The organism is Tersicoccus solisilvae (assembly GCF_014643255.1).
GTDB classification, from domain to species: Bacteria; Actinomycetota; Actinomycetes; order Actinomycetales; family Micrococcaceae; genus Tersicoccus; species Tersicoccus solisilvae.
In genome coordinates, this window is record NZ_BMJI01000021.1 from 1 (window position 1) to 22312 (window position 22312).

Consider the following 22312-nt stretch of genomic DNA (forward strand, 5'->3'; position numbering starts at 1 on the left):
CACCCGCCCGCCGACCGAGCGAGTGATCCACGAATCACTGCATACGCGAGGCCCCGGCCTCAAGACCCAGGCAACCCGCACCCTCATAGGGTCTGAAGCCGCTCCCCGCCGTCATCCGCGGCGCTGCCGCTGCTCCGTCAGACGCTTCGCCTCCCGGCCGACCTCGGGGTGCTCCTTCAGGCCCGTGCCCGCTGCACGGCGACCGCGAAGTCGGCGTACCGCGCGCAGAACCGTTCGGCCGGTGCCGCGATCAACCGCTGCGCCACGTCGTCGACGGCGGCCCGCAGCCGGCGTCGACTGCGTCGGGTCCGGGCCGCGGCGGCGAGCCCGTTGACGACGCTGAGCAGTCCACCGAGCAGGACGCCGATCAGCACCCCGCCGAGGATCAGCAACGTGGGCACCGGCCAGCCCTCCACCCGCGGGGTCGGCGGCACGGGCAGCTGGAACCACGCCAGTGCGGCCAGGACCAGGAGCCAGGCCACGCCCACCAGCGCCGCGGCCAGGGCCAGCCACTGGACCACCGACACGAGCGGCCACCACCACGCGGTACGGCCGGCGCCGAGGTCGGTGCCGGCGATGGCCCGGTCCAGCGCGTCGGGCAACTCCTCCTGCCGGCGCCGGACGTCGGCCCGCAGCTCCCGCTGCCACGGCTCCGGCATCCCCGCGCCCGCTGCCTGCAGGTAGTCCCGCACCGCGCCGTCGATCATGGCGTCCTGCGCGGCGTTCGCCCGAGGCAGGGAGGTACGGTTCACGGCCGGGTCGGCGGTCCGGCGGTGCAGGTTCAGTCGACGCAGCGGATCCGGCCCCAGCGAGCCGATCCACCGGGTGACGGGCCAGCCCGTGTGCCGCCCGGCCTGCTTGCGCCAGGAGCGGCCGGAGGCGCGCGCGACCGTCTCCACGTTCGCGGCCTCGCTCAGCCCTCGGGACAGCCGGGTGCGTTCGCTCCTGCCGACGGCCGGGCCGCGGCCGGTGCCCGGCTCACGACCCCGGACGTCGCCGGCGGCGTCGCCCGTGCCCTGCCCGGCGCGTTCCAGGGTCCGCGCGGCCCGGACGACGTCGGACTCCAGCCGGGTGACGGCCGCGGTCCGCGCGGTGACGACGGCGCGGATCCGCGTCCGCAGGGCGTCCACGCCCGTACCCGTCGCGGCCGACGTGGCCAGGACCTCCATCCCGGGCAGACCGTCCCGGCGGAGGAGGTCCTCCAGGGAGCCGAGCACGCCGGGCAGCTCGCGCTCGGGGAGCCGGTCCGCTTGATTCAGCACGGCCAGCATCACCGGGCCGTGGGACGCGAGCGGCCGCAGGAAACCCCGGTGCACGGCGAGATCGGCGTACTTCTGGGGGTCGAGCACCCAGACGAGCACGTCGACCATCGCGGCCATCCGCTCGACCACCTCGCGGTGCTCCCGATGGGTGGAGTCGAAGTCGGGCAGGTCCAGCAGGATCAGGCCGCCGTCGCCGATGTCCTCCCGCAGCACGTGCCGGTCCTGCACGTCCAGCCAGTCGAGCAGCGCATCGCTGTCCGGTCCGCCCCACACCGCGGCGAGCGGTCGGGACGTGGTGGGCCGGGTGGCGGCCGCTCGCGCGATCGGCGCACCCGCCACGGCGTTGAAGAGGGACGACTTGCCGCTGCCGGTCGCGCCGAAGAACCCGACGACGGTGTGCGCGGCGGAGAGGGCGCGCCGGGTGTGCGCCCGGGCGAGCACCGCGTCGACGGCGGCCAGGTCCGAGTCCGGCAGGACGCCGTCGGCGAGCCGGCGCGCGTCCGTCAGCGCCTCGATCCGTTCGGTCAGGGCCGGCGGCCGGGAGCGGATCACGCGGCGTCCGCCAACAGCCGCAGGCGGGCGGCGAGCTCGGCCATCGGCACCGGCACGGCGCCGGCGGCGTCGGCATCGTCGTCCGCGGCCCCGACGCCGGCGACCTCGTCCGCGGCGACGCCGTCGGGCGGCAGCCGGTCGAGGAACCGGCGCGCGTCGGCGTCCAGGAGGGCGGAGACCCGGTCCTGCAGGTTGGTCCGGGCCAGGGCGGTCAGCTCGAGCACGGCGTCCTGCCCGAACACGGTCTCCAGCAGCTTCTGCCCCACGACCGCGGAGCCGCCGGCGATGCCGACCTCGAGCCCGGTGAGCCCGGCGGTGGAGGCGAAGACCACGACCATCAGCGCGACCGCGACCCCGTTGATGCCCCAGGACAGCGCGCGGGCCTTCTTCCGCTTGTCGGCGCCCTGCGTCTGCACCAGCTGGAGCAGGTCGCCCTGCCACTGGCGGATCTGCTGCGCCACCGCGTCGGTGAACCCGGCCGGCAGCCGGGAGAGATCACCGTCCTGCGCGAGGGCCCGCCCCGCGGGGTCGGCGCGCCACCGATCGTAGGACTGCTCGGCGGCGCGCGCGGCCTGGGCGACGATGACGGCGTGCAGCCCGGTCTCGATGGCGTTCTCCACCTGGGCCACGGGCGCCGGTTCGCCGCGCAGGAACGCACCGACCCGGTCCCGGACCCGGTTCAGGTTGGCCTCGACCCCGCGGAAGAATTCGCCGGTGCCGACGAAGTCCTGCCAGCGGGCCAGCACCTCGCCGCGGAGCAGGCTGCCGTCGCGCGTGCTCTCCATGGCCTCGGACGCCGCGCGGGCGTAGGCGCCGCGCACGTCGTCCGCCAGCCGCGCGGCGGCCGTGCGCTGGTCGCGCTGGGCCTCGGCGAGCAGGTCGAGCCGAGCGGCGAGCGCGCGGATCGCCCCGCCGAGGGTGCGCCGGGCGATGACCGCCCGGCTCTGCGCGTCGCGGGAGATGTCGGTGAGCCAGCGACGGATCGGCTCGACGGCCACGGGCGGGAGCATCGCCGCGTCGTCCAGCCGGGTCTCCGGCACGACGAACAGCGCCGACCCGCCCAGACCCTGGGCGGCGAGCATCCGGCGCAGGTCCGCGGCCACCTCGTCCTCGACGCCGGCGGGCACCCGGTCGAGCACCACCGCGACCGTGATGTCGCGTCCGGCGGCGTTCAGCAACAGGTCCCACGGCACGGCGTCGGCATATCGGTTGGCCGTCGTCACGAAGAGCCACAGGTCCGCGGCCGAGAGCAGCTGACCGGCGAGGCGCCGGTTCTCGTCCGAGACGGAGTCGATGTCGGGCGCGTCCAGCAGAGCGATGCCCGCCGGGATCGCCGTGTCGGCGACGAGGACGAGCGAGCTGCCGGTCGCGCTCCCTCCGCCCCGCACCCGGGCCAGGGAGCCGAGGACGCGCTGGTCGGTGAACCAGTGCTCGTCCGCCGGGTGGTGCAGCAGGATCGGCTGGCGGGTGGTGGGCCGGATGGCGCCGGCCCGGGTGACGGGGTGCCCGGCGATGGCGTTGACCAGGGTCGACTTGCCGGCGCCGGTCGAGCCGCCGACGACGGCGAGCAGCGGGGCGTGCAGCGAGGCGAAGCGCGGGACGATGTAGTCGTCGAGCTGGGCGACGGCGTCCGAGGCGGCCGCGCGGATCCGTGGCACGTCCGGCAGGTCCAGCGGCAGGGTGAGCCCGGCAACGGCATCACGGGTGTGCCGCAGCAGCTCGACGGGATCGCCGTCCGAACCGCCACCGGCGACGACGTCGTCACGGATCTCGTCGTCACGGGCGGCAGCGTTCCGGGCAGCGGCGTCGTCGCCGATGCGCGGCCGACGGGCCGGGGGTGGCGGTGGAGTCGAGGAGCTCACGCGTTCATCTTGCCGGAAAACGAGGAAGGCCGGTTCCGAGTCGAACTCGGAACCGGCCTTCGGCCGTGACCCCAGCGGGATTCGAACCCGCGTTACCGCCGTGAGAGGGCGGCGTACTAGGCCGCTATACGATGGGGCCTCGTGTGGCGGGAGGTGGTGTTTCGCACCGACCACCCCGCGCTGGGATGCCAGGACTCGAACCTAGAATGACGGTACCAGAAACCGTAGTGTTGCCAATTACACCACATCCCATTGCTGCCGAATCCCGTCGAGCACTCCCCGTGGAGCGTGTCCGCATCGTTCGGGCAACGACTAGAAATACTACCGTAGCCCTGCCCGTTCGAGCAAAACGAGAACGGGTCAGCCGTTCATGAGGTGCATCACGTCGGTCAGGGCTCCCACCACGGGACCGGCGAACGTCTCCTCGGCAGCGGTGTCGAGACCCGTGCCCTGACCCACCGCGCCCCTGCCTCCGGCGCGCTGCCGGTCCAGCCAGACGCCGATCAGCCCGGCGTCGGTCGCCCCGACGGCGTCGACGGCGGGATTGTCGCCCACGTAGAGCGTCCGCCCCGGGGCGGTGCCCAGCTGCCGGGCGCCCTCGAGGAAGATGGCCGGGTCCGGCTTGGCCACCCCGAGGGTGTCGGTGCCGATGAGCACCCGGATCCGCTCCAGCCCGGCCCGGTCCAGCTTCGCCCGCTGATAGTCGGCGACGTTGTTGCTCAGCGCGCCGTAGGGGATCCCGGCGGCGTCGAGGGCGTCCAGCAGCGGTGCGACGTCGTCGAACGCGGTGAAGTGGGTCGGCAGGATGGCCGTGTACATGGCATCCCACCCGTCCAGGTCGGCGATCGGCTCCAGGCCGAGCCGCTCGTGCGCGGCGCGGACCCGGTACTGGCGCTGCGTGGCGAAGTCCAGCTCACCGGCCAGGTACCGGTCGTAGAATCCGTCCGGGTCCCGCGAGAAGGACAGGGAGTACTCCTCCTCCAGCTCGGCGGGCACGGCGAGGCCGGTCTGGCGGGCCACGGCTCGCAGGGTCGCGTCCATCGCCCGGTGCAGGTCCACCATCGTGTCGTCGATGTCCAGCAGCACGCCGTCCACGGCGAGGGAGCCGTCGAACGGCCCGGCCGCGGTCACCGTCGTGGTGCGGTCGGTGCCGGCGTGGCTCACGAGGCCTCGCCCGCGGCGTCGGCCCGGAAGGCGCGCAGCCGGGCCAGCGCGGAGTCCTTGCCGAGGATCTCGAGGGACTCGAACAGCGGCGGCGAGATCCGGTGCCCGGAGACCGCCGTGCGCACGGGGCCGAAGGCGTGGCGCGGCTTGAGTCCGAGCTGCTCCACCAGCGCCGTCCGCAGCGCGGCCTGGATCGCCTCGGCGTCGAACGTGTCCAGCGGCTCGAGCGCGTCGATCGCCGCGTCGAGGGCCTCGGTGAGGTTCTCCGGCATGCCCTTGCGGGCGTCGGCGTCGACCGTGATGTCGGCGTCCGCTGCGAACAGGAACCCGATCATGGCCGGGGCCTCGCCGAGCAGGGTGATGCGCTCCTGGACCAGCGGGGCCGCGGCCGCGAGGATCTGCTGCTCGCGGTCGGTCAGGGTCTCCCCCACGACGCCGGCGGCCCGCAGGTACGGGACGAGCCGGTCGCGGAAGTCGTCGGCGTCGAGCAGCCGCACGTGGGAGCCGTTGATCGCCTCGGCCTTCTTGACGTCGAACCGGGCCGGGTTGGGCAGCACGTCGTGGACGTCGAACGCCGCGACGAACTGCTCGACGCCGAACACGTCCTCGTCCGCCGAGAGGGACCAGCCCAGCAGCGCCAGGTAGTTCAGCAGCCCCTCCGGGATGAAGCCGCGGTCCCGGTGCAGGAAGAGGTTGGACTCGGGGTCCCGCTTGGAGAGCTTCTTGTTCTTCTCCCCCATCACGTACGGCAGGTGCCCGAACAGGGGCATGTACGAGGCGACCCCGATGTCGATCAGCGCCCGGTAGAGGGCGATCTGGCGGGGCGTGGAGGAGAGCAGGTCCTCGCCGCGGAGCACGTGGGTGATGCCCATGAGCGCGTCGTCGACCGGGTTGACCAGCGTGTAGAGCGGCTTGCCGTTGGCGCGCGCGACGACGAAGTCCGGCACCGAGCCGGCGCGGAAGGTGATCTCGCCGCGGACCAGGTCGGTGAAGGTGATGTCCTCCTCCGGCATCCGCAGCCGCAGCACGGGCTCGCGGCCCTCGGCACGGAACGCGGCGCGCTGCTCGTCGGTCAGGTCCCGGTCGTGGTTGTCGTAGCCGAGCTTGATGTCGCGGCCGGCCTCGCGGTGGCGCGCCTCGATCTCCTCGGGCGTCGAGAAGGACTCGTACAGGTGGCCGGCCTCGGTCAGCTGCGCGAGGACCCTCGTGTAGACGTCGCCGCGCTGGGACTGGCGGTACGGCCCGTGCGGGCCTCCGACCTCGACGCCCTCGTCCCAGTCCAGGCCGAGCCAGCGCAGCGCCTCGAGCAGCTGGTGGTAGCTCTCCTCGCTGTCCCGGGCGGCGTCGGTGTCCTCGATCCGGAAGACGAGCGTGCCGCCGGTGTGCCGGGCGTAGGCCCAGTTGAACAGGGCGGTGCGGATGAGCCCGACGTGGGGCGTGCCCGTCGGAGAGGGGCAGAACCGGACCCGGACCGGGGTGTCGTCGGTGACGGCGGGCAATCCGGCCGAGGAGGCGTTCGGGGCGGTCGGCGCACCGGCGGCGACGTCCGTGGGAGCGTGGACGTGAACACCGGAAGGACGGGTGGCAGGGGGAACGGAGGCATCGTCGGTCATGATGGGGCCAGTCTATCGACGGCCTCTCACGGCCGTCGGCGGGAATCCCGTGCCGCGTGGCCGGTCGGTCAGCGGATGACGGACGCGGGCAGCGGCCGCAGCCGGGCGCGGGCCGCGGCGTGCACGGCGTCGGTGAGGGCGGCAAGGACGGGCGAGTCGAGCGTCCAGCGCAGCCAGTAGAGCGGGACGTCGAGGTGACCGGGTCCGACGTCGAGCGCCACGAGCCCGTCGTCCAGCTGGTCCGTCGGCACCAGGCCCCAGCCGATCCCGAGCCGGATCGCATCGGCGTACTCGCGGGAACTGGGCACGTAGCTGCGCGGCGCGGAGCCGGGCGCGTCGCCGACGGCCGACTCGTCACCCGATGCCGCGGCGACGGACGCGGCGAACCGGCGCTGCAGGCTGTCGTCGCGGTCGAAGTCGAGGACCGGCGCGCGGCGCAGCAGGGCCGGGGTGGCGCCGCCGTCGAACCACCGGGACGCGAAGCCGGGGCTGGACACCGGCAGGTACCGCAGCGCGCCGAGTGGGGTCACCGAACAGCCCTGCACGCGCACGGGCGTCGCGGCGACAGCGGCCATCACCCGGCCGTCGCGGAGCAGGTCCGCCGAGCGGAGTTCGTCGTCGCGGTGCAGTTCCACGGCCACGTCGCCCCACCCCTGCAGGGACTCGAGCGCCGGCATGAACCACGTGGCGAGCGAGTCGCTGTTGACGGCGACGGACACCGTCGCCGTCGGGCGCGCCGCTCCCCCCTCGCCGCTCGTCCCGCCGGCGCCACCGCCCAGGTCGGCGGCGAGGTCGTGCTGCAGGTGCAGGACCTGGCGGGCCGTCCGCAGCACCGTCCGCCCGGCGTCGGTCGGCTGGACGGGCCGGCTCCGCCGCACCACCACCTGCCCGAGGGACTCCTCGAGGGCCCGGATCCGCTGGCTCACCGCGGACGGCGTCAGGTGCAGGACCGCGGCGGCACCGTCGAAGCTGCCCTCGTCGACGACGGCGACGAGGGCCGTGAGCTGATCGGTCGAGAGGTTCATGAAGCAACTCTCATGTTCCTGGAGAATCCTTAAGTGGTTTTCATCGTAATGGATGGTTAGCGTGGCGGCGTGCCCCTCGCTCTCACCACCGCCCTCGCCGGACTCGGCACCGGCCTCGGTCTCATCGTCGCCATCGGCGCCCAGAACACGTTCATCCTGCGCCAGGGCATCCGACGCGAGCACGTGGCGGGACTGGTGGCCCTGTGCCTGGCTTCCGACATCGTGCTCATCGGCGCGGGCGTGGCCGGCCTGGGGGCGCTCGTCACCGCGGTCCCGGCGGTGTTGACCGGCGTCCGCGTCGTGGGGGCGGCGTTCCTGCTCGGGTACGCGGTGCTGGCGGCGCGGCGGGCTCTGCGCCCGGGCCGGATGAGCGCCGACGCCGGCGGTGGGTCGCTCTCCCGGCGGCGGGTGCTGCTCACCGGGGCGGCGCTGACCTGGCTCAATCCCCACGTCTACCTGGACACCGTGCTGCTCGTGGGGTCGCTGGCGGCCGTGCACGGCGAGCCCGGCCGCTGGTGGTTCGGCGGCGGGGCCATGCTGGCCAGCGTGGTGTGGTTCGTGGCGCTGGGCTGGGGTGCGGGCCTGCTCGCCGGCTGGTTCCGCCGCCCCGCGACGTGGCGCGTCCTCGACGGGGCGATCGCCGTCGTGATGGCCGCCCTCGGGCTGACGCTGCTGCTCGGCGGCTGACTCCCTCCGCACCCCGCACCCCGCTCCCGGCGAGCTCCTGCCAACTGATGGAACCGGCGGGGCGGGCTGGGAGGCGGAGCCGGCGGACTCACGCCGAGTCCGTCAGTTCCGCCCTCGAGCCCCGGTCTCTTTCCACCCCTTGAGGGCGGAACCGGCGGACTCACCGGGCGGGGCGGGCGGAACCGGCGGACTCCGTCGGCGAGCGGTGCCCCGCCCCCGAGAGCGGGCGAGCCCTGTCCCGCGGCACACCGGCATCACCCGGGACATGGCGCCCCATCCCGAGAATGCCCGGCGTGTCCCGGGACCCGCCCCGGGTCGGGTGCGCACCCCGTCGTCGGGCGCGCCGACGAGGGCCGTCAGCGGCGCAGGAACAGGTTGCTCAGGGTGCCGATGCCCTCGATGTCGACCTCGAAGCGCTGGTTCTCCCGGATGGTGCCGACACCGGCGGGCGTGCCGGTGAGGATGACGTCGCCGGGCAGCAGGGTGAACGCCTGGGAGGCGTGGACCACGAGGTCGGTGACGCCGAAGATCATGTCGGCGGTGCTGCCGTCCTGGACGACGTCGCCGTCCAGCGTGCCGGTGATCCGCAGGTTGTCCGGGTCGAGGTCGGTCTCGATCCACGGACCGAGCGGGCACGAGGTGTCGAACCCCTTGGCCCGGGCCCACTGGTCGTCGGTGCGCTGGATGTCGCGAGCGGTGACGTCGTTGCCGCAGGTGTAGCCGAAGACGACGTCCTTGACCCGATCCGGGGTCACGTCCTTGCAGATCTTGCCGATGACGACCGCGAGCTCGGCCTCGTAGGAGATCTCGTCGGAGAACTCGGGCATCAGCACCGGATCGGTCGGCCCGATCACCGCGGTGTTGGGCTTGAAGAACAGCAGCGGCGAGGGCGGCAGCTCGTTGCCCATCTCGGCGGCGTGGTCCGCGTAGTTGCGCCCGACGCCGACGACCTTGCTGCGCGGGATGATCGGGGCGAGCAGCCGCACGTCCTCAAGGGGATGCCGCACGCCCGTGGGGACCAGTTGCTGGTAGAAGGGGTCGCCCTTGATGGCGAAGACCTCCTCCGCGCCCGGCTCGCCGTGGACGACGCCGAAGGAGGGTTCCGAATCACTGGTGGCAAACCGGGCTATGCGCATGGGTCCACCCTAGGACAGCGGCACGCAAGGGCCCGACGCCGGCATCCGCCCGGTGGGCGGCCGCGTCAGGCGCGCGAGCCCTGCCCGGAGTAGGCCCAGGCGCCGAACTCGCGGACCGCCTCGTAGTACGTCCAGGCCACGCCGTAGCAGGTGTAGCGCCGCGGGTCCCAGCTCCCGTAGGCGGCCGCGCAGGAGGTGCGAAGCCGGGTGTGGAACGCCTGGTCGCACGCGAGCCGGCCGGTGGTGGAGGCGGCGCTGTAGCAGTCGTCGTGCTTCCCGCAGGCGGAGCGGAAGTCCGCGCGACCCCAGCCGTCCGGCACCCACGCCGTGCTCGGCGTCCCGCAGTAGTCGGTTTCCGCGGCGGCGACGGTGGCCGTCACCGGGGCGATCGAGGCCGCCTGCGCGGACGTCGCCGTCAACCCCAGCAGGGCGACCAGCAGCGTCAAGATCCCCAGCACCCGCACGATCGTCGTTCGCATCCCACGCCCCTTCGCCCGGGACGGCCGGGTTTGCCGGATCAGCGCCGTCCAGCGTCAGACTAGGACGCCGTGCAGGACCCGTCCAGAGCCCCGGGCCGAGGTTCGCGGGGCATTCACGCCCGCGTCGGACGCCGGTACGGAGCGCGTTCCTCACCGGCACCGCCGTCGAGTGTGCGGCTCCTGCTCGCATTCGTGGTCAGAACGACATCGACCGCACACTCGGCGAGAGTGCCGGCCGGGCCCGGACGAGCGCGCGGTCAGACCAAGCGGGTCAGCCAGCCGTGGGTGTCCTCGACGGCGCCGGTCTGGATGCCGAGCAGTTCCTCGCGGATGCTCATGGTGACGCCGCCGGCCTGGGCCGCGGGCGAGGAGACGGTGCCCTTCTCGGTCTTCAGCTCGCCGATCGGGGTGATGACGGCGGCCGTGCCGCACGCGAAGACCTCCGCGATCTGGCCGGATTCGACGCCGGTGCGCCACTCGTCGATCATCACCTGCCGCTCCTGCACGTCCAGGCCGCGGTCCCGGCCCAGCTGCAGGACGGAGTCCCGGGTGACGCCTTCGAGGATGGACCCGGACAGGGCCGGGGTGACGAGCCGCCCGTCGGCGTAGACGAAGAAGACGTTCATGCCGCCCAGCTCCTCGACGGCGCCGTCGTCCAGGAACAGCACCTGCTTGCAGCCGTGCGCCTCCGCCTCCAGCTGCGGCAGCAGGGAGGCCGCGTAGTTGCCGCCGCACTTGGCGGCGCCGGTGCCGCCCCGGCCGGCCCGCGCGTACTGCTCGGACAACCAGATGGACACGGGCGCCACCTCGCCGCCGAAGTAGTTGCCGGCCGGCGACGCGATCACCCGGTAGGTGACCTCGCGGGAGGGCCGGACGCCGAGGAAGTTCTCCGTCGCGAACATGAACGGACGCAGGTAGAGGCTCTCGCCGTCCCCGTCCGGCACCCAGGAGCGGTCGATGTCGACCAGCTGCTTGAGGGACTCGACGAACAGCTCCTCCGGCAGCTGCGGGAGCGCCAGCCGGTGCGCGGACCGCTTCATCCGCGCCGCGTTCTTCTCCGGCCGGAAGGTCCAGATCGACCCGTCCGCGTGCCGGTAGGCCTTCAGTCCCTCGAAGATCTCCTGCGCGTAGTGCAGCACGGCGCAGGCGGGGTCCATGGGGATGGGTCCGTACGGCTCGATCCGGGCGTCGTGCCACGCACCGTCGTGGTAGTCGACGACGGCCGTGTGGTCCGTGAACCAGTCCCCGAACCCCGGGTTCTCCAGGATCTTCTCCCGCTCCGCGTCGCTGCGGGGGTTCGCGTTCAGGGTCCGTGAGAAGGTCAAGCCCTCGGCCACCGTCGTCATCTCGTCCTCACCGTTCGTCGATCGTGCGGCCACGTGCGCCGCTGCGTTCCTATTGTGCTCGCGCCGCGACCGCACCAGCAATCGCATCGCCGACCGCCGTGGTGCCGCGCCGCTCCGCGCCCCGGGTGGACAGGTCCGCGGCCACCGCGGCCCGGACGCGAGCGCCCGCTTCGGGCTGGCCGAGCGTCTCGAGCATGATGGCGACCGAGAGGATGGCCGCCGTCGGGTCGGCGATCCCCTGCCCGGCGATGTCCGGGGCCGAGCCGTGCACCGGTTCGAACATGCTCGGGGCGGTCCGGTCGGGGTTGATGTTGCCGGACGCGGCCAGGCCGATGCCGCCCGCGACGGCGCCCGCGAGGTCGGTGATGATGTCGCCGAACAGGTTGTCGGTGACGATGACGTCGAACCGGGCCGGGTCGGTGACCATGAAGATCGTGGCCGCGTCGATGTGCAGGTAGTCGACGGTCACCTGCGGGTAGTCGGCGGCGACCTCCTCCACGACCCGCTTCCACAGCCGGCCGGCGTGCACCAGCACGTTGGTCTTGTGGATCCAGGTCAGTTTCCGCCGGGGCCGGGCCGCGGCCTGCTCGAACGCGTACCGCACCACCCGGCGCACCCCGAACGCCGTGTTGACCGACACCTCTGTGGCGATCTCGGCCTCGGTTCCGGCGCGCAGAACGCCGCCGTTGCCGGCGTACGGGCCCTCGGTGCCCTCGCGGACGACGACGAAGTCGACCTCGCCGGGATCGGCGAGCGGGCTCGCGACCCCGGCCGGCAGCAGCGACGGGCGCAGGTTGACGTACTGATCCAGGCTGAAGCGCAGCTTGAGCAGCAGGTCGCGCTCGATCAGGCCCGAGGGGACCCGCGCGTCCCCCGGGGCCGCGCCCACCGCGCCGAACAGGATCGCGTCGAAGCCACGCAGCCGCTCCAGGGTCTCGTCGGCGAGCACCTCGCCGGTCTTGAGCCAGTGGTCGGCACCGAGTTCGACGTCGGTCTTCTCGACGCTGACGTCGGTTCCCACGAGGACGGCGTCGAGCACCTTGAGCCCCTCGGCGACCACCTCCGGACCGATCCCGTCGCCACCGATGACTGCCAGCCGAATCGTCTCGCTCATGGCCACCACCGTAGTTCGGCGTCTTGCATCGTGAGAAACGGATCTCAGGATGTGACCACATCGGACGAGACCACGGCCTCGTCCCGCGCGTCAGCGGCGGATCGGCGAGCGGCGCGCACACCACGGCACCGAGGCAGCCGCGCGACCCGGCCGCCCGTCCGGCCCTTCCGCTCCGGCTCCGACCGGAGGATGACGCGCAACCGCCGGACGCCGCCCTAGAGTCGAGAGCGATGGATCTGCACCAACGCCTCGCCCGATGGATGCGCGACCGGCCGCGCACCGTCGACGTCGCCGTCGCCGTCCTCCTGTGGTTGCTGACCGCCGTCCTCGCCGGCCGGGCCGACGCGACGGCTGCGGTCGTGGGCACCGCGCTGCTGGTTCCCGTCGCGGTGCGCCGCCGCTGGCCGATCGGCACCGCTCTGGCCGTGGCCGCCGTCTGCCTCGTCCAGTGGGTGTTCGGCATCGCGCCGGTTCCCGCGCAGATCGCCGTGCCCCTGGTCGTCTACACCGCCGCGGCCCACGGCCGACGCGCCGGATCCCGCACGGTGCTCGGCCTCGGCCTCACCGGCGCGGTGCTCGCCGCGCTGCCGGTGTACCTGCAGCGGTGGACCCCCTTCTTCTCCGCGCCGGCCGTCGTCGGTGTCTTCCTGGTCTGCGCGCTGCTGGTGCTGGTCGCCTGGACCTTCGGCGACCTCGCCCGCACCCGGCGCCTGCGGCTGAAGGAGCTGACCGAGGCGAACCGCCGGCTGCGGGTGGAGCGGGAGCAGGAGCGGGCACTGGCCGCCGCCGACGAGCGCACCCACATCGCCCGGGAGATGCACGACGTGATCGCGCATTCGCTCACCGTCATGATCACCCAGGCCGACGGCGCCCGGTACGCGAGCGTGCAGCACCCGGAGGCGGCGCCGCAGGCGCTCGAGACCATCGCCGAGACCGGGCGCGCCAGCCTGCGGGAGATGCGCCGCCTGCTGGGCGTGCTCCGCGCCGGTGCCGACACCGGCACCCGCCCCACCCCCACGCTCGCCGACGTCGCGGATCTGGTCGGCACGATCCGGTCCTCCGGGCTCGAGGTCGAGGCGCGCGTCACCGGCCGGCAACGCGCGGCCCTGGCGCCGGGCGCCGAGCTGACCGCCTACCGCGTCGTGCAGGAGGGCCTGACGAACGTGCTCAAGCACGCCGGGCCTTCCGCGACCGCACTCGTCGAGCTGACGTGGGACTTCGCCGGGCTGACGGTGATCGTCGACGACGACGGGCGCGGCGCGGCCGCCCTGGACGCCACGGCCGGCGCCCGGCAGGGCCTGGTCGGCATGGCCGAGCGCATCCGCCTCTACGACGGCACGCTGCGCGCCGGTCCCACCGCCACCGGCTTCCGCATCCGCGCCACGCTCCCCTACCCGGAAGGCTGACCCGTGCCCCTCGAGACCGACGACGTCCGCCCCGTCCGGGTCGCCGTCGTCGACGACCAGCACCTCGTCCGCAGCGGCTTCTCGATGCTGATCGACTCCCAGCCGGACCTGACCGTGGTCGCCCAGGCGGGTGACGGCGTCGACGCGCTGGCGGCGCTGCGTGCGGTCGCGGCGGACGTCGTGCTGATGGACGTGCGCATGCCGAAGCTGGACGGGATCGAGACGACCCGCCGCCTGCTCGCCGACGGGGGCAACCGCTCGGGGCGCGACCTGCGCGTCGTGGTGCTGACCACGTTCGACCTCGACGAGTACGCGCTCGCCGCGATCCAGGCGGGCGCCAGCGGCTTCCTGCTCAAGGACGCGCCGCCCGAGGAGCTGCTCGCCGCGATCCGCACCGTGCACCGCGGGGACGCCGTCATCGCGCCCTCGACGACGCGGCGGCTGCTCGACCACGTCGGCCCGCTGCTCACCCGCCCCGGCCGCGAACGGACGGCGGCGAAGGACCTGGTCGCATCGCTCACCGCCCGCGAGCGGGACGTGTTCCTGCTGATCGCCGACGGGCTGTCCAACACCGAGATCGCGGCCCGGCTCGTGGTCTCGGAGGCGACGGTCAAGACGCACGTGGGTCACATCCTGACCAAGCTCGCCGCGCGGGACCGGGTGCAGCTGGTCGTGATGGCCTACCGGGCCGGGCTCGTCGCGCCCTGACGCGTCCCCGCCGGCAGCACCGCCCCGGCGGGAAGGCCCGCGGGCGCCGGCCTCATCCTCACGGCCTCATCCTGCGGGTGGAGACGGCGCCCGGATCTCCCGCCCGCGCCCGAGGCGTCGCCGGCCCGCTCGTCCCTAGCGTGGAGCGCGTCACGCGAGGATCACGAGAGAGGACCGCCATGGAACAGACCACGATCGCCGGAGAGCACGCGCGGCAACGGACGGACGTCGCCGTCGCCGCCCGCGGCGTGCGCAAGGGTTACGGGACGGCCGACGCCCGCGTGGAGGCGCTGCGGGGGGTCGACCTCGACGTCGAGCGGGGCCGCTTCACCGCCATCATGGGACCCTCGGGTTCGGGCAAGTCCACGCTGATGCACTGCCTGGCGGGCCTGGACACCGTCGACGCCGGTCAGGTGCTGCTCGACGGTGCCGCGCTGGAGGGGCTGACCGAACACGAGCTGACCGTGCTGCGGCGGGAGCGGACCGGCTTCGTCTTCCAGTCCTTCAACCTGGTGCCGACGCTGACCGCCCGGCAGAACATCGCCCTCCCCCTCGACCTGGCGGGCCGCGCCGTGGATGCCGACCGGCTGGCGGAGATCGCCGCGTCGCTCGGGTTGACCGACCGACTGGCGCATCGCCCCCACGAACTCTCCGGGGGTCAGCAGCAGCGGGTCGCCATCGCCCGCGCCCTGCTGAGCCGGCCCGCCGTCGTGTTCGCGGACGAGCCGACCGGCAACCTGGACTCCCGGGTGGGCCACGAGGTCCTGGCCCTGCTGCGGGAGGCGTGCCGCCACCGCGGGCAGACCATCATCATGGTCACGCACGACCCGGCGGCCGCCGCCTACGCGGATCGGGTGGTCGTGCTCAGTGACGGACTGCTCGTCGACGACCTCGCCGGCCCCACGGTGGAGTCCATCCTGGCCGCCCTGGCCCGGTTGGAGGGCTGACATGCTGACCGTCACCCTCTCCCAGCTGAAGTCCCAGCCCCGTCGGTTCACGGCCGTCGTCCTCGCCGTGGCCATCGCCGTCGCGTTCGTGTGCGCGGCACTGCTCTTCGGGGACTCGTCCCGCGCCACCCTGCGCACCACCGTCGGCGAGGCCTACGCCAAGGCCGATCTCGTGGTCTCCGCCGGCGACGACGCTCCCCTGTCCGACGCCGCGGTCACGGCCGCGGCCCGCACCGACGGGGTGGCCGAGGCGTTCGCCCCGCGGCAGACGCTGGCGACGGCGGCCGCCGGCGACCGCGTCTTCCGACCGCTCGTCTCCGCCGCGCCCCCGGCCCAACTGAGCACGGACACCCTCACCGCCGGGTCCGCCCCGGCCGGCCCGGACGGGGTGACGGTCGACGCCGACACCGCGACCCGTCAGCACCTGGCCGTCGGCGACCGCTTCACCCTCGCCCCACTCGACCCGGGCGCATCGTCCGGCTCGGCCCGGAAGCCCGTCACGGTGACGGTGTCCGGCATCACCGCGCCCTCGCAGTCGCCCCAGCGCGCCGGGATGCCCCTCGTCTCCGCACCGCCTGCGGTGCTGTCGCGGCTATCCGCGGACGCGCTCCCCGCCAGCGAGATCCAGGTGGCCCTCGCGCCGGGTGCGGACCGCGGCACCGTCGCGACGGCGCTCCACCGCGCCGCCGCGGGCGCCGGGATCGCCGATCCCGTGGTCGCCACCGCCGACGAACGGGTCGAGGCCCAGGTGGCCCGGTTCACCGGCGGTGAGCGGGTGCTCACCACCGTGCTGCTGAGCTTCGCCGCGATCGCGGTCCTCGTGAGCATCCTCGTGGTCGGCAACACGTACGCCGTGCTGATCGCCCAGCGCATCCGGGACCTCGCATTGCTGCGCTGCGTCGGGGCGACCCGGGCGCAGATCCGCCGGTCCGTGCTGGCCGAGGGCGCCGTCGTCGGGGCGGTCGCCTCCGTCGCCGGGGTGGGTCTGGCCCTCGGTCTGCTCTCGGGGCTGCGCGCCTGGTTGCGGACCCAACCCGACGCGGTCCCGTTCGAACTCGGTGTCTCGCCGATCGCCATCGTGCTGCCGCTGGTCGTGGGCCTGGCGCTCACGCTGGTGGCGACGTGGCGCCCGGCCTCCGCCGCGACGCGGGTCAAGCCGCTGGCGGCGCTGCGCCCCTCCGCGGAGGAGTCCGGTCAGCGGCTGGGTTCCCGATTCCGGCTGGTCGGGGGCCTGGTGCTCCTCGTCGGGGGAACCGTCCTCATGATCGGCGGCGCGGCGATCTCGCAGGTGCTCATCGCGCTGCCCGGCGGCATGCTCTCCTTCGTGGGACTGCTGATGCTCGTGCCGTTCTTCCTGCCCCGGGTGGCCGCGGCGGTGGGTCGCCTCGTCGGCGGCTCCTCGGTCCCGGGCCGCCTCGCCGCCCTGAACGCCGTGCGCAACCCGCGCCGGACCGCGACGACGGCCACCGCCCTGTTGCTCGGGGTCACGCTGGTCGCGCTGATGATGACCGGCGCCCAGACCGCCCGGCAGTCGCTCGGCGACGCGATCGCGCAGGCGTACCCGGTCGACGTCGGCGTGGACGTGACCGACGAGGGCCAGGCCAGGCAGGTGGAGGCGGCCCTGCGCTCCGCCGAGGCCGTGCGGGCGACCACGACGCTGCGTCCCACGGGCGTGGACACCCCGGCCGGTCCCGCGTACCAGGCGACGCCCCAGGACGTCGCCGACGTCGTCGACGATCGATCGCTGACGCTGCGCGACGGCGTGGCCCTGGTCCCCGCCGGCTACGACGGCGACACCCTCACGCTGACCGGTCGGGGCGGCATCTCCGTGACCGTGCCGGTGGTGAGGAGCCGGTCCTCCTCGTTCCCGGTGGTGGTCACGCCAGCGACCGCGGCGCGCGTGCTGCGCGACGGCCCGGCGACGGGGCCGGCCCTGTCCGGGAACGCCGCGCCGCTGGTCTGGTCCGCGTTGGCCGAGGGCGCCGACGCGGCCGCGGTCAGCGCCCTGCGCGACGACGTCGCCGCCACCGCCGGCATCGACGTCTCCCAGGTCGGCGGCGGCGCGCTGCAACGCCTGGCGTTCAACCAGATCCTCGACGTGCTGCTGTGGGTCGTGACCGGGTTGCTCGGCGTCGCGGTGCTGATCGCCCTGATCGGGGTGGCGAACACGCTGTCCCTGTCGGTGCTGGAGCGGACGCGGGAGAACGCGCTGCTGCGGGCCCTGGGGCTGACCCGGGGTCAGCTGCGGTGGATGCTCGTCCTCGAGGCGCTGCTGCTCGCCGGCGTGGCCGCGGCGCTCGGGCTCGTGGCCGGGGTCGGGTACGGCTGGGCGGGAGCCCAGTCCGTCCTCGGTGCGCTCGGGCCGGTGAGCCCCGCCGTGCCGTGGGGCCAGCTGGCCGCCGTCCTCCTCGTCGCGCTGGTCGCCGGTCTGCTCGCGTCCGTGCTGCCGGCCCGCCGCGCCACCCGGCTCAGCCCGGTGCAGGGACTGGCGACGGTCTGAGGCCCGCCCAACGACGGCGGTCGCGGGTCCCGGGCCGGGATCCGCGACCACCGTGCGCGCGTGCGTGTGATCGGTCTCAGGCGGCCGGTTCCTCGTGCCGCGGAAACACCGCGACCGGAGCCGGCAGCGCGGTGCCGGGCGTCAGGGGGGTGCCGAGCGACGCGAAGTCCCGGGCATCGTCGGCCACGCCGAGCAGGTCGAGCAGGCGACCGCAGGAGTGGGGCATCACCGGCTGGGCCAGGGTGGCCACGGTGCGCACCACCTGCAGCGTCACGTACAGGACGGTGGCCATCCGCGCCGGGTCGGTCTTGCGCAGCACCCACGGGGCCTGCTCGGCGAAGTAGGCGTTCGTGTCCCCGAGCACCCGCCAGGTCTCCTCCAGCGCCCCGTGGAAGTCCTGCACCGCGTACGCCTCCCGGTTGACGCGCAACAGGTCCGCGGCCCGCGCAAGCAGCTCCTCGTCGTCGGCGGTGAACTCCCCCGGCTGCGGCACCACGCCGTCGCAGTTCTTCGCCACCATGGACAGGGAGCGCTGGGCGAGGTTGCCGAGGTTGTTGGCCAGGTCGGCGTTCTTGCGCCCGACGACGGCGTCGTGGTTGTAGGAGCCGTCCGCGCCGAACGGGATCTCCCGGAGCAGGAAGAACCGGACGGCGTCCAGCCCGTACTGGGCCACCCAGTCCCGCGGGGCGACGACGTTGCCCAGCGACTTGGACATCTTCTCGCCGTTGTTGTGCAGGAAGCCGTGGATCATCACGCGCCGGGGCAGGGGCAGATCCGCGCTCATCAGGAACGCAGGCCAGAAGATGCAGTGGAACCGGGAGATGTCCTTGCCGATGACGTGCAGGTCGGCCGGCCAGTAGGTGCGGTACTGCTCCGAGTCGGTGTTCGGGAAGCCCGCGCCGGTCAGGTAGTTGGTCAACGCGTCCACCCACACGTACATGACGTGGTCCGGGTCCCCGGGCACCGGCACGCCCCAGTCGAAGCTGGTGCGGGAGATGGACAGGTCCTCCAGTCCGCCCTCGACGAAGCGGATCACCTCGTTGAAGCGGGACCGCGGCGCCGCGAACTCGGGCTTTTCCCGGTAGAGGGTCAGCAGCCGGTCCTGGTAGGCGGAGAGCCGGAAGAAGTAGCTGGCCTCCTCCGTCCACGTGACCTCGGTGCCCGTCTCGGTGGCCCGGCGCACGCCGTCCTCCCCCACCGTCGTCTCATCCTCGCCGAAGTACCGCTCGTCGCGGACCGAGTACCAGCCGGCGTACGCGTCGAGATAGATGTCACCGGCGGCCTCCATCCGGCGCCAGATCTCCTGGGCTGCGGCATAGTGGTCCGCGTCGGTGGTGCGGATGAACCGGTCGTAGCTGATGCCGAGCGCGTCGTCCATCGACTTGAACAGCTGCGCGTTGCGGGTCGCGAGTTCCCGCGCCGTCAGACCCAGCTTCTGCGCGGTCTGCTCCATCTTCAGACCGTGTTCGTCGGTGCCGGTGAGATAGAAGACGTCGTACCCGTCCAGCCGCTTGAAGCGTGCCATCGCGTCGGTGGCGATGTACTCGTACGCGTGCCCGATGTGCGGTTCCCCGTTGGGGTAGGCGATGGCGGTGGTCAGGTAGTAGGCAGGGCGGGACGTCACCGGGACAGTCTAGGTGAACGCCGTCGGCCGCCCCGTTCGGTGACGGCCGACGACGCCCTCGGACAGCGGATGCGGTCCGGCGCTCAGGACTCCGTCAGGTCGACCTGGCGGACCGTCTCGGCGCCGATCCGCTCCCTGATCTCGTCGAGCTGCTCGCCGGTGACGGTGGAGTCGACGGAGAGCACGGACAGGGCCTGGCCGCCCTCGGACGTGCGGGCCACCTGCATGCCCGCGATGTTGACGTCCCGGTCCCCCAGCACGGAGCCCATCACGGCGATGACGCCGGGTCGGTCCCGGTAGATGACCACGATGAGGTGGTCGTCCAGCGGCATCTCGAGCTCATACCCGTTGATCCCGGTGAGCTTCTGGTTCTGCTTCGGCCCGGTCAGGGTGCCGGAGACCTCCACGCGGCGGCCGTCCGAGAGGGCGCCGCGCACCGTCAGCTGGTTGCGGTAGTCCGGGGACTCGGCGGTCTTCGTCAGCTGCACGGCCACGCCGCGCTGCTCGGCCAGCACCGGGGCGTTCACGTAGGAGACGTGTTCGGAGACGATGTCCTGGAACACGCCCTTGAGGGCGGCCAGCTCGAGCGATTTCACGTCGTGCTCGACGATCTCCCCGGCGACCTCCACCTCGACCTGGGTGACGGAGCCGGCGGCCAGGGCGGTGACGATCCGGCCGAGCTTCTCGATCAGGGGGATGCCGGGGCGCACGTCCGGGTGGATGACGCCGCCGGCGACGTTGACGGCGTCGGGCACCAGCTCCCCGGCGAGGGCGAGCCGCACGGAGCGGGCGACGGAGACGCCGGCCTTCTCCTGCGCCTCGTCGGTCGAGGCGCCCAGGTGCGGGGTGACGACGACGCTCTCGTGCGCCATGAACGGCAGGTCCGTCGCCGGCTCGGAGGTGAAGACGTCGATCGCGGCGCCCGCGATGGTGCCCGCGGTGATCGCCGCGTCCAGCGCCGCCTCGTCGACGAGGCCGCCGCGGGCCACGTTGACCACGAACGCGGTGTCCTTCATCGTCGCGAACGCGTCCGCGCCGAGCATGCCCAGGGTCTCGGGCGTCTTCGGCATGTGGATGGTGATGAAGTCCGCCTCGGCGAGCAGGGTGTCCAGGTCCACCAGGCGCACGCCCATCTGGGCGGCGCGGGCGGAGGTGACGTACGGGTCGTAGGCGATGACCTCGGTGCCGAAGGCCTTGACCCGGTCGGCGACCAGGCCGCCGATCCGCCCGAGTCCGATGATGCCGATCGTCTTCTCGAACAACTCGACGCCGGTGTACTTCGAGCGTTTCCACTCGCCGCCCTTGAGGGAGGCGTTGGCCTGGGGGATGTTGCGGGCCAGGGAGAGGATGTGGCCGACGGTCAGCTCCGCGGCGGAGATGATGTTCGACGTCGGGGCGTTGACCACCATCACGCCGGCGCGGGTGGCGGCGGCGACGTCGACGTTGTCCAGGCCGACGCCGGCTCGCGCGATCACCTTCAGCCTCGAGGCCGCGGCGATGGCCTCGGCGTCGACCTGCGTGGCCGATCGGATCAGGATGGCGTCGACGTCGGCGATCGCGGGCAGCAGCTCGGCGCGGTCGGCGCCGTCGGCGCGGCGGATCTCGAAGTCGGGGCCGAGGGCCTCGATCGTGGCCGGGGAGAGCTCCTCGGCGATCAGGACGACGGGACGGGTGGGAGCGGGTGCGGTGGTCACACGGTTCCTTCACAACGGGCGAACGGGGATGGACGGGCAGCGGGTTCCAGCCTAGGCCGGGCGCACGACGGCGCGAGGCCAGCCCCACGGTGTCACCGGTGGCAACACCGTGAGACTGGCCTCACCGGCGGTCAAACGGGTCAGCGCGGTCTCAGCGGGAGACCTGGCCCTCCGTGTAGTCGTCGTTCGACTTGATCCAGGAGAACAGCTGGCGCAGCTCGCGGCCGGTGGCCTCGATCGGGTGCGCCTCGCCCTTCGCGCGCAGCTCCTTGAACTCGGGGCCGCCCTTGTCCTGGTCGTCGATGAACCGCTTCGCGAAGGTGCCGTCCTGGATGTCGGAGAGCACGGCCTTCATGTTCTCCTTCACGTGCGGGTCGATGACGCGCGGGCCCGAGACGTAGTCGCCGTACTCGGCGGTGTCGGAGACGGACCAGCGCTGCTTGGCGATGCCGCCCTCGATCATCAGGTCGACGATGAGCTTGAGCTCGTGGAGCACCTCGAAGTAGGCGATCTCGGGCTTGTAGCCGGCCTCGGTCAAGGTCTCGAAGCCGTACTGGACGAGCTGGGACACACCGCCGCACAGCACGGCCTGCTCGCCGAAGAGGTCGGTCTCGGTCTCCTCGGTGAACGTGGTCTTGATGACGCCGGCGCGGGTGCCGCCGATGGCCTTCGCGTAGGAGAGGGCGAGGGCCTCGGCGTTGCCGGAGGAGTCCTTCTCGACGGCGATGAGCGCGGGCACGCCCCGGCCGGCCTCGAACTCGCGGCGCACGGTGTGGCCGGGCCCCTTCGGAGCGACCATGGCGACGTCGACGCCCTCGGGCGCGCTGATGTAGCCGAAGCGGATGTTGAAGCCGTGGGCGAAGAAGAGGGCGTCACCGGCGGTCAGGTGCGGCTGGATCGACTCCGCGTAGACGGTCCGCTGCACCTGGTCCGGCGTGAGGATCATGATGACGTCGGCTTCCTCGACCGCGTCGGCGACCGAGAGCACCCGCAGGCCCTCCGCCTCGGCCTTGGCGCGGGACGTCGACCCCTCGGCCAGGCCGATCCGCACGTCGACGCCCGAGTCGCGCAGGTTGAGAGCGTGGGCGTGGCCCTGGCTGCCGTAGCCGATGACCGCGACGTGCCGGCCCTGGATGATCGAGAGGTCGGCGTCGTCGTCGTAGTAGATCTCTGCCATGGGGGTTCAGTCTCTC

The 22312-nt window shown here is 73.1% G+C and carries 17 protein-coding genes and 2 tRNA genes; 5 read left to right on the plus strand and 14 right to left on the minus strand.

The genetic code is table 11. From position 1 onward, the window contains the following. Positions 1-176 precede the first annotated feature (176 nt). From IEX22_RS13215 to IEX22_RS13245, 7 genes are all read right to left on the minus strand, one after another. Positions 177-1814: a GTPase gene (locus IEX22_RS13215; RefSeq protein WP_188668875.1), complete on the minus strand. Its 1638-nt coding sequence runs from the start codon at positions 1812-1814 to the stop codon at positions 177-179. Then, positions 1811-3583, minus strand: coding sequence for a GTPase (locus IEX22_RS13220; RefSeq protein WP_188668910.1), 1773 nt, complete (start codon positions 3581-3583; stop codon positions 1811-1813). The genes IEX22_RS13215 and IEX22_RS13220 overlap by 4 nt, the downstream gene beginning before the upstream one ends. Before the next feature lie 159 nt (positions 3584-3742). Next, positions 3743-3815, minus strand: a tRNA-Glu gene (locus tag IEX22_RS13225). Positions 3816-3856: 41 nt separating this feature from the next. Then, positions 3857-3928 (minus strand) — tRNA-Gln (locus IEX22_RS13230). Between the two features lie 108 nt (positions 3929-4036). Continuing rightward, the gene (locus tag IEX22_RS13235) at positions 4037-4840 is read right to left on the minus strand and encodes an HAD family hydrolase (protein ID WP_229660033.1); all 804 of its coding nucleotides are present in this window, start codon (positions 4838-4840) and stop codon (positions 4037-4039) included. Beyond that, positions 4837-6453 carry a glutamate--tRNA ligase gene (gene gltX, locus IEX22_RS13240; protein ID WP_188668876.1) on the minus strand — a complete coding sequence of 539 codons (1617 nt, stop codon included), beginning with the start codon at positions 6451-6453 and terminating at the stop codon, positions 4837-4839. The genes IEX22_RS13235 and gltX overlap by 4 nt, the downstream gene beginning before the upstream one ends. 68 nt (positions 6454-6521) lie before the next feature. Continuing rightward, entirely contained in the window at positions 6522-7478 is a 957-nt protein-coding gene (locus IEX22_RS13245) for a LysR family transcriptional regulator ArgP (protein ID WP_188668877.1), read from the minus strand. A gap of 69 nt (positions 7479-7547) precedes the next feature. Here IEX22_RS13245 and IEX22_RS13250 point away from each other — a divergent pair, with 69 nt between their 5' ends. After that, a complete protein-coding gene (locus tag IEX22_RS13250; RefSeq protein ID WP_188668878.1) occupies positions 7548-8165 on the plus strand; it encodes a LysE/ArgO family amino acid transporter in 618 nt (205 codons plus the stop codon). A 356-nt stretch (positions 8166-8521) separates the two neighbouring features. Here the strand turns inward: IEX22_RS13250 and IEX22_RS13255 are convergent, their stop codons facing one another. The 4 genes from IEX22_RS13255 to IEX22_RS13270 form a co-directional block, all read right to left on the minus strand. Then, complete coding sequence (locus IEX22_RS13255) at positions 8522-9301, minus strand: fumarylacetoacetate hydrolase family protein (protein WP_188668879.1); 780 nt, start codon at positions 9299-9301, stop codon at positions 8522-8524. 65 nt (positions 9302-9366) lie between these two features. Beyond that, positions 9367-9780: a phospholipase A2 gene (locus IEX22_RS13260; RefSeq protein ID WP_188668880.1), complete on the minus strand. Its 414-nt coding sequence runs from the start codon at positions 9778-9780 to the stop codon at positions 9367-9369. Between the two features lie 257 nt (positions 9781-10037). Further along, entirely contained in the window at positions 10038-11126 is a 1089-nt protein-coding gene (locus IEX22_RS13265; RefSeq protein WP_188668912.1) for a branched-chain amino acid aminotransferase, read from the minus strand. 49 nt (positions 11127-11175) lie between these two features. After that, on the minus strand, positions 11176-12240 hold the full coding sequence (locus IEX22_RS13270; RefSeq protein WP_188668881.1) for a 3-isopropylmalate dehydrogenase: 1065 nt from the start codon (positions 12238-12240) through the stop codon (positions 11176-11178). 230 nt (positions 12241-12470) lie between these two features. Between IEX22_RS13270 and IEX22_RS13275 the strand changes: the two genes are divergently transcribed. From IEX22_RS13275 to IEX22_RS13290, 4 genes are all read left to right on the plus strand, one after another. Further along, positions 12471-13646, plus strand: coding sequence for a sensor histidine kinase (locus IEX22_RS13275; RefSeq protein WP_188668882.1), 1176 nt, complete (start codon positions 12471-12473; stop codon positions 13644-13646). Positions 13647-13649: 3 nt separating this feature from the next. Then, positions 13650-14354, plus strand: a complete 705-nt coding sequence (locus IEX22_RS13280; protein ID WP_229660034.1) for a response regulator — start codon at positions 13650-13652, stop codon at positions 14352-14354. 179 nt (positions 14355-14533) lie between these two features. Then, positions 14534-15301 carry an ABC transporter ATP-binding protein gene (locus IEX22_RS13285; protein WP_188668883.1) on the plus strand — a complete coding sequence of 256 codons (768 nt, stop codon included), beginning with the start codon at positions 14534-14536 and terminating at the stop codon, positions 15299-15301. Between the two features lies 1 nt (position 15302). Continuing rightward, positions 15303-17801: an FtsX-like permease family protein gene (locus IEX22_RS13290; RefSeq protein ID WP_188668884.1), complete on the plus strand. Its 2499-nt coding sequence runs from the start codon at positions 15303-15305 to the stop codon at positions 17799-17801. A gap of 76 nt (positions 17802-17877) precedes the next feature. Here IEX22_RS13290 and metG read toward each other — a convergent pair whose 3' ends face one another. The 3 genes from metG to ilvC all read right to left on the minus strand — a co-directional run bounded on the left by metG (position 17878) and on the right by ilvC (position 22296). Continuing rightward, positions 17878-19425, minus strand: a complete 1548-nt coding sequence (gene metG, locus IEX22_RS13295) for a methionine--tRNA ligase (protein ID WP_188668885.1) — start codon at positions 19423-19425, stop codon at positions 17878-17880. Positions 19426-19508: 83 nt separating this feature from the next. Then, entirely contained in the window at positions 19509-21119 is a 1611-nt protein-coding gene (serA, locus tag IEX22_RS13300; protein WP_188668886.1) for a phosphoglycerate dehydrogenase, read from the minus strand. Positions 21120-21270: 151 nt separating this feature from the next. Then, the gene (ilvC, locus tag IEX22_RS13305; protein WP_188668887.1) at positions 21271-22296 is read right to left on the minus strand and encodes a ketol-acid reductoisomerase; all 1026 of its coding nucleotides are present in this window, start codon (positions 22294-22296) and stop codon (positions 21271-21273) included. Between the last annotated feature and the right edge of the window lie 16 nt (positions 22297-22312).